General features: G+C 63.5%; 14 protein-coding genes. 9 read left to right on the forward strand and 5 right to left on the reverse strand.

From position 1 onward, the window contains the following. Positions 1–212: 212 nt before the first annotated feature. Together AC3IYG_RS01305 and rsd are read left to right on the forward strand one after the other, a co-directional pair. The gene (locus AC3IYG_RS01305; protein WP_489311919.1) at positions 213–704 is read left to right on the forward strand and encodes a disulfide bond formation protein B; all 492 of its coding nucleotides are present in this window, start codon (positions 213–215) and stop codon (positions 702–704) included. 297 nt (positions 705–1001) lie between these two features. Further along, positions 1002–1475, forward strand: a complete 474-nt coding sequence (gene rsd / locus AC3IYG_RS01310; protein ID WP_489311920.1) for a sigma D regulator — start codon at positions 1002–1004, stop codon at positions 1473–1475. A gap of 22 nt (positions 1476–1497) precedes the next feature. Here the strand turns inward: rsd and AC3IYG_RS01315 are convergent, their stop codons facing one another. Continuing rightward, the gene (locus AC3IYG_RS01315; protein WP_489311921.1) at positions 1498–2145 is read right to left on the reverse strand and encodes an FKBP-type peptidyl-prolyl cis-trans isomerase; all 648 of its coding nucleotides are present in this window, start codon (positions 2143–2145) and stop codon (positions 1498–1500) included. A 126-nt stretch (positions 2146–2271) separates the two neighbouring features. Here AC3IYG_RS01315 and AC3IYG_RS01320 point away from each other — a divergent pair, with 126 nt between their 5' ends. Beyond that, positions 2272–3333, forward strand: a complete 1062-nt coding sequence (locus AC3IYG_RS01320; protein ID WP_489311922.1) for an AlgP family protein — start codon at positions 2272–2274, stop codon at positions 3331–3333. On the opposite strand, the gene AC3IYG_RS01325 is transcribed toward AC3IYG_RS01320, so the two are convergent. Then, the gene (locus AC3IYG_RS01325) at positions 3330–3794 is read right to left on the reverse strand and encodes a TIGR02444 family protein (RefSeq protein WP_489311923.1); all 465 of its coding nucleotides are present in this window, start codon (positions 3792–3794) and stop codon (positions 3330–3332) included. The two genes, AC3IYG_RS01320 and AC3IYG_RS01325, sit on opposite strands and share 4 nt — an antisense overlap. A gap of 50 nt (positions 3795–3844) precedes the next feature. Here AC3IYG_RS01325 and AC3IYG_RS01330 point away from each other — a divergent pair, with 50 nt between their 5' ends. From AC3IYG_RS01330 to AC3IYG_RS01350, 5 genes are all read left to right on the forward strand, one after another. Then, a complete protein-coding gene (locus AC3IYG_RS01330) occupies positions 3845–5755 on the forward strand; it encodes an ATP-binding cassette domain-containing protein (RefSeq protein WP_489311924.1) in 1911 nt (636 codons plus the stop codon). Positions 5756–5838: 83 nt separating this feature from the next. After that, complete coding sequence (locus AC3IYG_RS01335) at positions 5839–6591, forward strand: TerC family protein (RefSeq protein ID WP_489311925.1); 753 nt, start codon at positions 5839–5841, stop codon at positions 6589–6591. Positions 6592–6674: 83 nt separating this feature from the next. Next, entirely contained in the window at positions 6675–7307 is a 633-nt protein-coding gene (locus AC3IYG_RS01340) for a LysE family transporter (protein WP_489311926.1), read from the forward strand. A 290-nt stretch (positions 7308–7597) separates the two neighbouring features. Further along, positions 7598–9490 (forward strand): FTR1 family protein, encoded by a 1893-nt coding sequence (locus AC3IYG_RS01345; protein ID WP_489311927.1) that lies wholly within the window; start codon positions 7598–7600, stop codon positions 9488–9490. Between the two features lie 66 nt (positions 9491–9556). After that, positions 9557–10006, forward strand: a complete 450-nt coding sequence (locus AC3IYG_RS01350) for a YaiI/YqxD family protein (RefSeq protein WP_489311928.1) — start codon at positions 9557–9559, stop codon at positions 10004–10006. A 98-nt stretch (positions 10007–10104) separates the two neighbouring features. On the opposite strand, the gene AC3IYG_RS01355 is transcribed toward AC3IYG_RS01350, so the two are convergent. Both AC3IYG_RS01355 and elbB read right to left on the reverse strand, forming a co-directional pair. Further along, positions 10105–10575 (reverse strand): thioesterase family protein, encoded by a 471-nt coding sequence (locus tag AC3IYG_RS01355; protein ID WP_489311929.1) that lies wholly within the window; start codon positions 10573–10575, stop codon positions 10105–10107. Between the two features lie 158 nt (positions 10576–10733). After that, positions 10734–11399 carry an isoprenoid biosynthesis glyoxalase ElbB gene (gene elbB / locus AC3IYG_RS01360; RefSeq protein WP_489311930.1) on the reverse strand — a complete coding sequence of 222 codons (666 nt, stop codon included), beginning with the start codon at positions 11397–11399 and terminating at the stop codon, positions 10734–10736. A 282-nt stretch (positions 11400–11681) separates the two neighbouring features. Between elbB and AC3IYG_RS01365 the strand changes: the two genes are divergently transcribed. Next, positions 11682–12920, forward strand: coding sequence for a sterol desaturase family protein (locus AC3IYG_RS01365; RefSeq protein ID WP_489311931.1), 1239 nt, complete (start codon positions 11682–11684; stop codon positions 12918–12920). Here the strand turns inward: AC3IYG_RS01365 and AC3IYG_RS01370 are convergent, their stop codons facing one another. Continuing rightward, the gene (locus AC3IYG_RS01370; protein ID WP_489311932.1) at positions 12921–13475 is read right to left on the reverse strand and encodes a DedA family protein; all 555 of its coding nucleotides are present in this window, start codon (positions 13473–13475) and stop codon (positions 12921–12923) included. It lies immediately after the preceding gene. Positions 13476–13575 lie beyond the last annotated feature (100 nt).

Raw genomic sequence — 13575 nt, forward strand, 5'->3', positions numbered from 1 at the left:
CCTGCGCTGCATTGCCGCAGTGCTGGTGCGTGTGCCGGGCACAGGCAACGCCAGAGCCGCCGCGCTCTGTGGGTGAGGCCGGGTGATATCAGCAACTGACGCATGGTGGTGTTCGCCGGATGGCTGCCCGCCCCAGTCGCGCGGCTTTGCTTGTAAGCGCTGGGCGCTTTCCACTACCGTAACCGCCTTTCCCAGCCTCCTATGGAGTCGTCATGTCGCTGGCCAGTCCGCGTTCGTTGTTTCTTCTCGCCTTTCTTGCTTGCGTCGCCCTGATGGGCGGGGCGCTGTACCTGGAGCATGCGCTGGGGCTGGAGCCTTGCCCGCTGTGCATCGTGCAGCGGGTCTGCGTGATTGCTTTCGGAGTGATCTGCCTGGTCGCGGCATTGCATGCGCCTGGCCGGACCGGGGTGCGGACTTATTCGATCTTGGCGCTGCTCAGCGCGCTGGCAGGTGCGGCGACCGCCGGGCGCCAGATATGGTTGCAGAGCATCCCGGCCGAAGAGCTGCCGGCGTGTCTGCCAAGCCTGGATTACATGATGGAAGCCCTGCCGTTTCAAGACATCGTGCGCCTGGTGCTGCATGGCACCGCCGATTGCGCCGAGGTCAGCTGGACCTTGTTTGGCATGAGCATTCCAGAGTGGAGCTTGCTGGCCTTCGTCGGCATGTTGGTGTTCGCGCTGTTCCAGTTATTGCGGCGTGCTTAGGGCGTGTGCGCGGGTTATCCTCGAACCGACGCTCTGCTGTACCGGATGGTTGGGTTTGGGGAGGCTCGCAGGAGATTCTGCAAGCCAAGCCGCGTGCGGGGTTGCGATCAAACGCTCGTATGAAATTTTCTCCGAGGGTGCCTTGAAGGCGATGTCTGGCGAGCATAATCTGGCCTGCATGTGCCGCCGGAAAATTGCCGTTTCGGCGCGGCCTTCCCACGACCAAGCACCGATTGACAAAAAACCGTCTCGGAGCAGACGTATAACAGCATTATCGATAAGGGAAGTGAGGTCATCATGCTCGAGAGCTGTCAGAACGCCCAAGAACGCTGGGGTGGGGTTCACCTGCTAATCGACCGTTGGCTGCAAGAGCGCCATGAGCTGGTGCGCAGCTTCGATGTACTCAACGACAGCCCGCAGCCGCCTGCCGCCAATGCGCAAGCTCTGCAGCGGTTCTGTGAAGTGTTGGTCGACTATGTGTCGGCTGGCCACTTCGAGGTCTACGAGCAACTCACCAGCGAAGCGAAGGCCTTCGGCGATGAGCGTGGGCTCGAGTTGGCCAAGCAGATTTACCCGCGAATCGAAGCCATCACCGAAGTGGCGCTGTCGTTCAACGACCGTTGCGATAACGGCGATTGCCGCGACAGCGTGTCCTTGGGGACCGAGCTAAAACGTCTCGGGCAGCTGTTGCACGAGCGTTTCGAACTGGAAGATTGCCTGATCGAAGTCCTGCACAACGCGCATCAACAGCAGACTGCTCCAGCCGTCTGAGTGCCATTGACGGAGCCGCTGCTCAGTCGGCGGTTCCGAGCAATTCCACGTCGAATACCAGCGGCGCGTAGGGCGGGATCAGATCGCCAGCGCCTTCTGCGCCGTAGGCCTGGGCCGATGGAATCACCAGGCGCCACTTCGCGCCGATCGGCATCTCCTGCAAGGCCGTGCGCCAGCCGCTGATCACGCTGTCCAGGCGGAACCACAGCGGGTCTGCACTCTCATCGAACACCGTGCCGTCGGCCAGGCGGGCGACATAGCGCACCTGTACTTTGCCAGTGGTTGCCCTCGGCTGGTTGTCGGCTCCGCGCTGCAGTTCGGTGCGCAGCACGCCGCCAGGCAATTCGAGTACGCCGGCCTTGGCTTTTTCGTTGGCGAGAAAACGTTTCTGTGCGGCGATCGCCGATTCGGCGCTGGCCGCTGGGTCGACCAGTTGCGCTTCGTGCTCGGCGAGCAACTGCTCGATGCGTCTGGCTTCCAGTTGCAGTGGCTCGCCGCGATAGGCCTGGCGCAATCCGTCGAGCAGTGCCTGGAGCTGTAAATCCGGCACCTCTGCACGCAGCCGTTCACCCAAGCGCACGCCCAGACTGTAGGCCAGTTCCTGTTGATTTTCGCTGGCATGAGCGAGTGGGGCGAACAGGCAAAACAGCAGTACTAGGTAGCGCGGCATGGGTGCTTTCCGGGCGGACAGGTCGGTGATTATGCCAGCCATCCGCAGCTGCGGAGTGCAGGAACTGGCGAGGGACGAATCAGGGGGCTAGTATGGGCCGCACCTATGTACGCTAGGAGGCACATTATGTCGGCCAATAAGAAGTCAGTTACTACTCCCTTGCATCTGCTGCAGCAGCTTTCCCACAGCTTGCTCGAGCATCTCGAAAGTGCGTGTTCCCAGGCGTTGGTCGATGCAGAAAAACTGCTGGCCAAGCTGGAAAAACAGCGCGGCAAAGCGCAAGAAAAACTACATGACGCCCGCAGCAAATTGCAGAATGCCGCGGCTGCCGGTAAAGCCAAGGCACAAGCCAAAGCCAAGGATGCGGTCGCCGAGCTGGAGCAGTTGCTCGACAGCCTCAAGACCAGCCAGACCGAGACCCGCAGCTATATCGTCCAGCTCAAGCGCGATGCCCAGGAAAGCCTGAAACTGGCTCAGGGTGTCGGCAAGGTCAAGGAGGCCGTGGGCAAGGTACTCAGCAGCCGTGCCGTCGCGCCAAAACCGGTTGCCAGTGCCAAGCCCGCGAGCAAGCCAGTGGCGAGCAAAGCCCCGGCCAAAGTGGCAGCGACAAAAGCCCCGGCCAAGGTCGCAAGCAAGCCTGCAGCCAAGCCCGTGGCTAAAACTGCGGCAAAACCTGCGGCCAAGCCAGCTGTCAAGGCAGTGGCGAAAACGCCAGTCGCCGCCAGTAGCGCCAAGCCTGCCGCCAAACCGGCTGCCGCCAAGGTTCCGGTGAAAGCTGCAAGCAAGGCGGCGGTTAAGCCGGCTGCCAAGCCAGCTGCTAAAGCACCGACAAAAGCTGTGGCCAAGCCTGCGGCGAAAAAGCCCGTGGTCGCCAGCGCCGCCAAACCCGCCGCGGCTAAGCCGGCAGCGGCAAAGGCGCCGGTCAAGACGGCCAGCAAGCCGGCCGTAAAAACTGTGGCAAAACCCGCGGCAAAACCAGCAGTTAAGCCAGCTGCGGCAAAGGCCCCGGCCAAGCCTGCGGTTAAACCGGCTGTAGCTAAGCCGGCTGTGGCCAAACCTGCAGCGGCCAAGCCCGCCGTAGTCACGCCGGCAGCCAGTGCGCCTGCTACGTCAGCTGCTCCAGCCGCGCCGACCACGGCGACCACGCCAGCCAGCAATGCTGCCAGCGTGCCGGGCAGCGCGTCCTAAGCCTGATTGATCGCGACGCGTAGCACCTGCAGCGCGTCGCGGTCTTGCTCCCCAGCTTGCGCCGCAAGCCCATCCAGCCAGGCCGACAGGTCTTTGGCTTCTGCTGTCGGCCAATTCAGCGCCACGGCCTCGAGCCTCAACAGCAACTGTTGTTCGGCGTCCAATTCCAGCGCCTTCACCTGTTCGCGTAATCGGGCCAGCGCGCTATCGGCGGTGGCTGCCGGGCGCCAGCTTTGGCGCAGTTGCCGCAGGGGCATAATCACCGTGCTTTGCCAGGGTTGGGCCAGCGCCGTCAGCTGTTGCAGGCGTTCAGCGTTGCAACGCACTTCGCGTTGGCCGAGCCAGACCGCGCAGAGCAGCAGGCAGACATTCGCGCCCGCCTGCTGCAATTGCAGGCAGGCTCGTTCGACGCCGGGGCGGGCGTAGACATGAATGGTAAAACTCCACAGGTCAGAGGACATGGTGCTTTCCGGGCGGTGCGTGGACGAAGCTGGTAGACTCCGCCGCCATTATGATTCGACTAGAAAACCTCACTTTACAGCGTGGCCCGCAGCGTTTGTTAGAAGACGCCGAGTTGACGCTGCACCCCGGTCAGAAAGCCGGCCTGATTGGTGCCAACGGTGCCGGCAAGTCCAGCCTGTTCGCCCTGCTGCGCGGCGAGTTGAGCCCGGATTCCGGCGACTGCCGCTTGCCTGCCGACTGGCGGATCGCCCACATGCGCCAGGAGGTCGATGTCCTCGACCGGGTGGCGGTGGACTACGTGCTCGATGGCGACATTCGCCTGCGTCAGGTGCAAGCCGATTTGGCTGCCGCCGAAGCCGCCCATGACGGTGCCGCGCAGGCGCGCCTGCATGCCGAGCTGGACAGCGCCGACGGTTACACCGCCGATGCGCGGGCGCGCAAATTGCTCGCCGGCCTGGGTTTCAGCAACGAGCAGATGGACCGTCAGGTCGGCAGCTTCTCCGGTGGCTGGCGGATGCGCCTGAACCTGGCGCAAGCGCTGATGTGCCCGTCGGACTTGCTGTTGCTGGACGAGCCGACCAACCACTTGGATCTCGATGCGATCCTCTGGCTGGAAGATTGGCTGAAAAGCTACCCCGGTACGTTGCTACTGATCTCCCATGACCGGGATTTTCTCGATGCCGTGGTCGATCACATCGCCCATGTCGAACAGCGCAAGCTGACGCTCTATCGCGGCGGTTACTCGGCTTTCGAGCGCGCTCGCGCCGAGCGTCTGGCCCAACAGCAGCAGGCCTACGAGAAGCAACAGGCGCAGCGCGCGCACATGGAGAAATTCATCGCGCGCTTCAAGGCGCAGGCGACCAAGGCCCGCCAGGCACAAAGCCGGATCAAGGCGTTGGAGCGGATGGAAGAGTTGTCCGCCGCCCATGTCGACTCACCGTTCGATTTCACCTTCCGCGAGGCGGACAAGATTTCCAGCCCGCTGCTCGACCTGAGCGAAGGCCGCCTCGGTTATGGCGAAAAAACGGTGCTGGAGAAGGTCAAGCTGGGTCTGGCGCCCGGTGCGCGGATCGGTTTGCTCGGGCCCAATGGCGCGGGTAAGTCGACCCTGATCAAAACCCTGGCCGGCGAGTTGGAACCGCTCGCTGGTCGACTGGTGCGCGGCGAGAACCTGGTGGTCGGCTATTTCGCCCAGCACCAATTGGACTCGCTCGACGACAAGGCCAGCCCGTTGCTGCACCTGCAACGTCTGGCGCCGAACGAGCGCGAGCAGACGTTGCGAGATTTCCTCGGCGGTTTCGATTTCCGTGGCCCGCGTTGCGATGAGCCGGTGCTGAATTTTTCCGGCGGCGAAAAGGCCCGGCTGGCCCTGGCGCTGATCGCCTGGGGCAAGCCCAACCTGTTGCTGCTGGATGAGCCGACCAACCACCTCGACCTGGAAATGCGCCTGGCGCTGACCATGGCCCTACAGGATTTCGCCGGTGCGGTGCTGGTGGTTTCCCACGACCGTCACCTGTTGAAAAGCACCACCGACGAGTTCCTGCTGGTCGCCGAAGGGCGCATCCAGGAGTTCGAGGGCGACCTCGAAGACTACGCGCGCTGGCTGGTCGACTACCGCGCGCGGCAGGCGCCGGTCAGCCCGACAACCCCGGCCGCGGACAAGACCGATAAGCGCGCCCAGCGTCAGGCCGCGGCAGCGCTGCGTCAGCAGCTGGCGCCGCACAAGCGCGAGGCCGATAAGCTGGAGAAGGAGCTCGGGGCGCTGCATGAGCGGCTCGCCGCTCTGGAAGCCCGCCTCGGCGATGCGGCCGTCTACGAAGCTGCGCGCAAAGATGAACTACGTGATCTGCTCGCCGAGCAGGCCAAGCTGAAAGTCCACGAAGGTGAACTGGAAGAGGCCTGGATGACGGCACTGGAACACTTGGAAAGCCTGGAACAACAGTTGGCCCAGGTCGATTAACCCTTAAGCTGTTCACTGTCGGTTGCGTTCGCGACGCCGGTGAGCAGGGTTTTACTCACTCCCCTTTGAATTGAGGTATTTGCATGGAATGGCTAATGAGTCCGGAGATCTGGGTCGCCTTTCTGACCCTGACGGCGTTGGAAATCGTCCTCGGCATCGACAACATCATCTTCATTTCGATTCTGGTCAGCCGGCTGCCGGTGCATCAGCAACCCAAGGCGCGGTTCTTTGGCCTGGCCTTGGCGATGGGTACGCGGATCCTGCTGCTGCTGTCGATCACCTGGGTCATGCGTCTGACCAATGATTTGTTCACGGTGATGGAACAGGGGATTTCCGGGCGCGACCTGATCCTGTTCTTCGGCGGCCTGTTCCTGCTGTTCAAGAGCACCGCTGAGATTTACCACGGCCTGGAAGGCGCCGAGGAAGAGCAGAAGGCCGGCGGTAAGGTCTATGGCTTCATGGGGATCATCACGCAGATCGCCATCATCGATATCATCTTCTCCCTCGACTCGGTGATCACCGCCGTCGGCCTGGTGCAGAACGTGCCGGTGATGGTCGCCGCGATCGTTATTTCGGTCGGTGTGATGATGCTGGCCGCCGGTACCATCAGCGCCTATATCGACAAGCACCCGTCGCTGAAGATGCTCGCCCTGTCGTTCCTCATCGTGGTCGGTACGGTGTTGATCGCCGAAGCGTTCGAGGTGCACGTGCCCAAGGGTTACGTCTACTTCGCCATGGCGTTCTCGTTGGCGGTGGAGATGATCAACATCCGCATGCGCACCGGCAAAGCCAAGCAGGAAGAGCCTGTGCACCTGCGCAAGAACAGCCCGGACTGATCCGCACGCCCGCTCCGGCTCTAGGCAGCCGGAGCGGGGCGGCGTAAGGTTGTTGCCCGTTCCTATTTCCTGAGGTCAGCGCCATGCTGCTTGAGACCTGGCTCGCCTTTTTCGTCGCCTGTTGGGTGATCAGCCTGTCGCCGGGTGCCGGCGCCATTGCGTCGATGTCCTGCGGGCTGCAGTACGGTTTCTGGCGCGGCTACTGGAATGCCCTCGGCCTGCAACTGGGGCTGGCCTTGCAGATCGCCATCGTCGCTGCCGGGGTCGGTGCGATTCTCGCCACTTCGGCACTGGCCTTCAGCCTGATCAAGTGGTTCGGCGTCGGCTATCTGGTCTACCTGGCGGTGAAGCAATGGCAGGCGCTACCCAGCGATCTGGCCAGTGATTCAGCCGACCGCCCAATCGGCCGGCCGCTGACATTGGTGCTGCGGGGCTTTCTGGTCAACGTCAGCAACCCGAAAGCCGTGGTGTTCATGCTGGCGGTGTTGCCGCAATTCATCGATCCGCAGGCGCCGCTGCTGGCGCAGTACCTGACCATGGGCGCGACCATGATCACGGTCGATCTGATCGTGATGGCCGGTTACACCGGGCTGGCCGCGCGGGTCCTGCGTTTGCTGCGCACGCCGCGTCAGCAGCGCCTGATGAATCGGACGTTCGCCACTTTGTTCGTCGGTGCCGCGGCATTGCTGGCCACTGTGCGCCGGGCGACAACCTGAGTCCTCGTTAGGTTGCCTGCGTCCTCGCGTCGCACCTTGGCGGCGCCTGGACTCGGCTGCTCGCGCTGTTCCTTGCGGCCTGTGCCGCGCTGCATTTTCCTTCTCTAGTCCGCACCTTACGTGGCTTGGCCCGTGCTGGTCAGGCTCGTCCGTGGGCCTTTGCCGGTGTCAGTTTGGCCGGCTGTGGCCTGAGTTCGGGCGCCCGTTGCTGGTAGAACGCCGCGGATCAAGACTTGAGTGAGATCGTTAGGGAGGTAACAATGCCACCCATTCTTATTCGGGATTGAATTATGTTCGCATCTCCCCGCCTGTTGTTCTGGCTGTTACCGCTGCTGGCCTTGTTCAGCCTCAATGCACTGGCCGGTCCGGTGGAGTGCGCGGCCCAGGCGCTGCACCTGCTCGATTACATCAGCGCGGACTACCCGGCAACGGTGAATGCCGGCCAGGTGATCGACGAGGCGGAATACCGCGAGCAGCTGGAATTCCTTGGCGTGCTGCAAGGGCTGGTCGTGGCCCTGCCGGCCCGTGCCGAGCGTGGAGCGCTGGAGCAGGGTGTGGTCAGCCTGCGCGAGGCCATCGCCCAGCGCCAGGACGGCGCGGATGTGGCGCGTCAGGCTCGGCAGATCGGTGCACAACTGGCGGCGGCCTATGAGGTCAGCCAGGCACCGCTGATCACCCCGGACCCCACGCGCGGGGCGCCGCTCTATGCCCAGCATTGCGCGGTCTGTCACGGCGACAGCGGCGCTGGCGACGGCCCGGCCGGGATTGGCCTGGAGCCGCCACCGGCGAATCTGCGCGATGCCACGCGGCTTGATCGCCTGAGCCTCTACGACCTGTTCAATACCCTCGGGCTGGGCATCGAGGGCACCGATATGCCGGCCTTCGCCGATCAGCTGGACGAGCGCCAGCGCTGGGATCTGGCGGTCTATATCGCCGGGTTCAGCGCGGATGGCGCGGCGGCCAAGGGGCAGGGTTTCGACCTGGCGCAGTTGGCGCGCCAGACTCCGGCCGAGGTCGGCAGTGCGCAAGGCGAGGCCGCTGCGGCGGTCTTCCGCGCCCAGCGCGCGCAGCCGCCGCAGGTGCAACGCGGGCCGCAGCAATTGCTCGACTACACCGGCGCGACATTGGACAAGAGCCTGGCGGCTTACCGCGATGGCGACCGCGACCAGGCCTATGACTTGTCGGTGGCGGCCTACCTGGAAGGTTTCGAGCTGGTGGAAAGCTCGCTGGACAATGTCGACGCGACGGTGCGTAAAGACAGCGAAAAAGCCCTGATGGCTTACCGTCAGGCGCTGCAGGATGGCTTGCCGGTGGCGCAGGCGGCGCAGCGGCTGGAACTGGCCAAGAGCAAATTGCAGGCGGCGGCGAAATTGCTCGGCAGCGATGGCCTGAGCCAGTCGCTGAGCTATGTTTCGGCCTTGTTGATTCTGCTGCGCGAAGGCCTGGAAGCGATTCTGGTGCTGGCGGCGGTGCTGGCCTTTTTGCGCAACACCGGGCAGCAATCGGCGCTGCGCAGCGTGCATATCGGTTGGGGCCTGGCGCTGGTCGCTGGCGTGCTGACCTGGGCTGTGGCGGCCTATCTGTTCGACGTCAGCGGCGCGCAGCGCGAACTGTTGGAGGGCGCCACGGCGCTGTTCGCCAGCGTCATGGTGTTGTGGCTCGGGGTGTGGATGCACGACCGGCGGCACGCCGCGGCCTGGCAGGATTACATCAAGAACAGCCTGGTCGGTGGCGGTGGCCGTTTCGGCTTTGCGGTGCTGGCGTTCTTCTCGGTCTATCGCGAGTTGTTCGAAGTCATCCTGTTCTACGAAACCCTCTGGCTGCAGGCCGGTCCTGCCGGCCATGGCGCGGTGCTGGCCGGTGCCGCCACGGCGAGCGTGCTGCTGATCGGTCTGGCCTGGGTGATCCTGCGCGGTTCGGCGCGCTTGCCGCTGGGGCTGTTCTTCGGCATCAACGCCGCGCTGTTGTGCGCGCTCTCCGTGGTCTTCGCCGGACATGGCGTGAAAGCCCTGCAGGAGGCCGGTGTGTTCGGCATTCACCCGGTGCCGTTCTTCGACTTCGACTGGCTGGGCATCCACGCCGATGCCTACTCGTTGCTGGCGCAGGGCATCGCGCTGACGGCGATTGCCGTGCTCTACGGCCGCAGCCGCCTGGCCGCAAACCGTCGACTCGGCACCAACTGAAGCCGCGCGGGCGAGCAGTGCGATACTGCTCGCCCGTTTTCGTAACCTTGTCGAGGAAATTCCCCGATGCGAGTCTGGATCGACGCGGACGCCTGCCCGAAGGCGGCCAAGGAGCAATTGACCAAGTTCGCCCTGAAGCGCAAGTTCGAGGTGTTGCTGGTGGCTGGGCAGAGCCAGATCAAGCCGGCGTTCGCCTGTGTGCGGCTGATCGTGGTGCCGAGCGGCCCGGATGCGGCCGATGATTACCTGGTCGAGCATGCGCAGCCCGGCGAGTTGGTGATCTGCAGCGATGTGCCGTTGGCCGATCGGTTGATCAAGAAAGGCGTGGCGGCACTCGATCCACGCGGGCGTGAGTTCGATGCGGGGAACATGGGTGAGCGCCTGGCGGTGCGCAACCTGTTCACCGATTTGCGTGAGCAAGGCCAGGTCGGTGGGGGGCAGGGACCCTACGGTGAGCGCGAGAAACAAGCCTTCGCCAATGCCCTGGATCGTATTCTTACGCGGTTGCTGCGCTAGGCCTGATTCTGTCTAGGGCGTTTCGTCATCCCCGCGCAGGCGGGGTCCAGCCGCAACTGGCGCAGCGCTCCGCGAGTAAGCCGCGGATCACCTGGCTATCATCCGCATAGGTAGGTGCCGGTGCCGACCGCCACCAGAGTGCCGTCGTCGGCATGCAGCTCGCTGCGCACCACCGCGACCTTATTGCCGGAACGTAGCAGCACGGCCTGTGCGGTGAAGTGCTGGCCGCGGCCCGGGCGCAGGTAATCGATGCGCAAGTCGATGGTGCCGAGCTTGGACAGCCGCGCCATGCGTTCGGCGCTGGCCAGATGTTGGTGACGCTCGAAGGCACCGATCAAGGCCATGGCCCCGCCGGCTACATCCAGCAGCGAAGCGATTACGCCGCCGTGCAGAATGCCGTGGACGAAGTTGCCGATCAGCTCGGCTTTCATCGGCAGATACATCACCACCCGCTCGGCCGACAACTCGCCCAGTTGGATGCCGAGCACCTGGTTGAAGGGGATGCGCTGGAAAAAACTGCTCACCGCCTGCTGCAGTTCTGCGCTGAGTTCGAAGGGTTGTTCGGGCATGCTGGCTCTGCCGCTGAGGGGTAGGCTTAGCACGCTGCAGCAAGTGCGCCGGCTTGAACAGAGGCGCGGCGCGAGTGTCGCGGCGATTGGCGGGATTGGCCTGTTGCGCGGCGGGTGTGCACCGGGTTTCACCGCTGGGCGGTTGACCCGGCCCGGGTTCAGTGTTCTGGAACGGCCAGCTCGAGCACGCGGTCGACCAGTTTGTTGATACCGGAAGCGGCTTCGCTGATCGACTGCGCGAGCATATAGGCCGGGGTGCAGACCAGTTTGTACTGAGGGTCTTCGACTATCTCGTCGACGCTGCAGTCTTGCGGTTGTGCGCCCATCTCGCTCAGGGTCGCGGCGGTCTCGGTATCGGTGCCGATGGTACAGATCACGCCGCGACCATAGATTTTCGCCGCCAGCGCCGGGGCGATGCAGATCAGCCCCAGCGGTTTTTTCGCGGCGGCGAAGGCTTGGGCCAGCGCCAGCACTTCGGGTTGCACGCTGCAGGCCGCACCCGCGCTGGCAAAGTCGGAGAGGTTCTTGGCCGCGCCAAAGCCGCCGGGCAGGATCAGCGCATCGAAATCCTCGGCGTTGGCTTCGCGCAGGTCCTTGATCTGGCCGCGGACGATGCGCGCCGCTTCCACCAGTACGTTGCGTGACTCGGGCATTTCCTCGCCCGTGAGGTGGTCGATCACATGCAGCTGGGCGATGTTCGGTGCAAAGCACTGCACCTGGGCGCCGCGTTGGTCGAGGCGCAGCAGGGTGATCACACTTTCGTAGACTTCGGCGCCATCATAGACACCGCAGCCGGAGAGGATTACAGCAACTTTCTTATGCATAGCGACTCCTCGTCACTCGATGGGGTGGCCGCAGTGCCTGACCAGGGTTGCCTCTGGAAATGCCTGAGCCGTAACTGAAAGCTGGGGTTGCTAAAACCTTGGACCGCCGCCGCGGTGGAGTAGTTGTGCCGCGATGCCTGTGTCCGTCTGCGTAACCCGCTGGGCTGTCGCCAAATGCCGCTCAGGTTGTCACGTCGCGCCCGCAGGGCGGGCAGGTAGTTGGACTAGCATGACGCTAAGACAATCCTAGCCTCCGGCCAGGCATAACGATATGGGTGAGCCATGAATTACGTGCTTTACGCCGTGCCCTTTTTCTTCCTGCTGATCGCCCTGGAGCTGCTTGCCGATCGCTGGCGCGGGGTCAGCACCTACCGTCTCGCCGACTCGATCAACAGCCTCAGCGCCGGCGTACTGTCGACCACCAGCGGCCTGCTGACCAAGGGCTTCGGCCTGCTCGCCTACAGTTTCGCCTGGCAGCACTGGGGGTTATTCGAGCTGTCGGCGCAAAGCCTCTGGGTGTGGTTGTTCGCCTTCGTCTTCTATGACTTCTGCTACTACTGGAACCACCGTCTAGGCCATGAGCGCAATGTGCTCTGGGCGGCGCATTCGGTGCACCACCAGAGCGAGGAGTACAACCTCTCCACCGCGCTGCGCCAGACCAGCAGTGGCTTTCTTTTCGGCTGGATCTTCTATCTGCCGATGGCACTGCTCGGGGTGCCGCCGCTGGTGTTTCTCACCGTCGCCGCGCTGAATCTGCTCTATCAATTCTGGGTGCATACCCGCCATGTGCCCAAGCTGGGCTGGCTGGAATGGCTGTTGATCACACCCTCCAACCACCGCGTGCACCACGCGCAGAACGCCGTGTACATGGATCGTAATTATGGTGGCGTGTTCATCGTCTGGGATCGGCTGTTCGCCACCTTTCAAGAGGAGTTGGACGAAGAGCCGGTGATTTTCGGCGTGACCACGCCGCTGGCCAGTTGGAACCCGTTGTGGGCCAACCTGCAGTTTTATGTCCAGCTTTGGCAGGATGCCGTACGCGCCGAATCGGGGTGGGACAAGTTGCGCATCTGGTTCATGCGCACCGGCTGGCGGCCGGCCGATGTCGCGGCGAAATACCCGCATAGCAAGCCGGATCTGGCGCAGTTCAGTAAGTTCGACATACCGCTGGGCGGCGCGCAGAAGCTCTACGCGGTGCTGCAGTTCGCGCTCTATGTCGGTGCCGGTAGCTACCTGCTGGCGCTGGGCGAGAGCCAGACGCTGCCAGTGCTGCTGCTCGGTTGGGGCTGGATGGCGTTCGGTTTGTATGTGCTGGGCGTCTGGCTGGAGAGCCGCCCGCAGGCGGTTTGGCTGGAGGTCCTGCGCCTGGGCTTGAACCTGCCGGCCTTGTGGTTGGCGCAGCAGGCGGGTTTGTTGCCGGTCAGTGGCTTGGCCTGGCCGCTGCTGGCCGGCTACAGCCTGTTCAGCGCCCTGGCGCTGCTGTACCTGACGCGCCAGGGCTCGAGAGCGGTGCCGGCCTGATCAGATCTTGGGTGTCTTCAGCCGCCGGCGCAGCCAGAGGATGGCGCCAAGCAGGATCAGGCCGCCGAGCACCCACAGCTCATAGCGTTTGATATTGCCGAGCATGCCCTCCAGCACTGAGCCGAAGTGGAAGGCCGCGAAGCCCAGCGCGGTCGCCCAGACGATCGCGCCGATGCCGTTCAATACCAGATAGCGCAGCGGCGGATAACCGGACAGGCCGATGGCGATCGGCATCACGGTGCGCATGCCGTAGACGAAGCGAAAGCTCAACACCCAGATATCCGGGTGGCGCTGAATGTAGCTCAGGGCTTTGACGCCCATTTTCTGCAGGCGTGGTTTGCGGGCGAGAAATTTGCGCCCGTGTTTGCGCCCCAGGAAGTACCAGAGTTGGTCACCGGCATAGCTGCCAAAAAAGGCCGTGGCAACCACCACGTTGATATCCATGTAACCGCGGAACGCGAGGAAGCCGGCCAGAACCAGGATGGTTTCGCCTTCGAAGAAGGTGCCGAGAAACAAGGCGAAATAGCCGAAATCCTGCAGGAATTGTTGGAGCATCGTTAGGCTCTGTTGACATTCAATGACGGCCGCGCCGGAGCCTGCAGTTGCGCAGGGCAAGGCGCGAGGAGTGCGGTTTGGTTGTTCCAAATAAACGACG

It is taken from the genome of Pseudomonas sp. KH_027 (assembly GCF_057838565.1).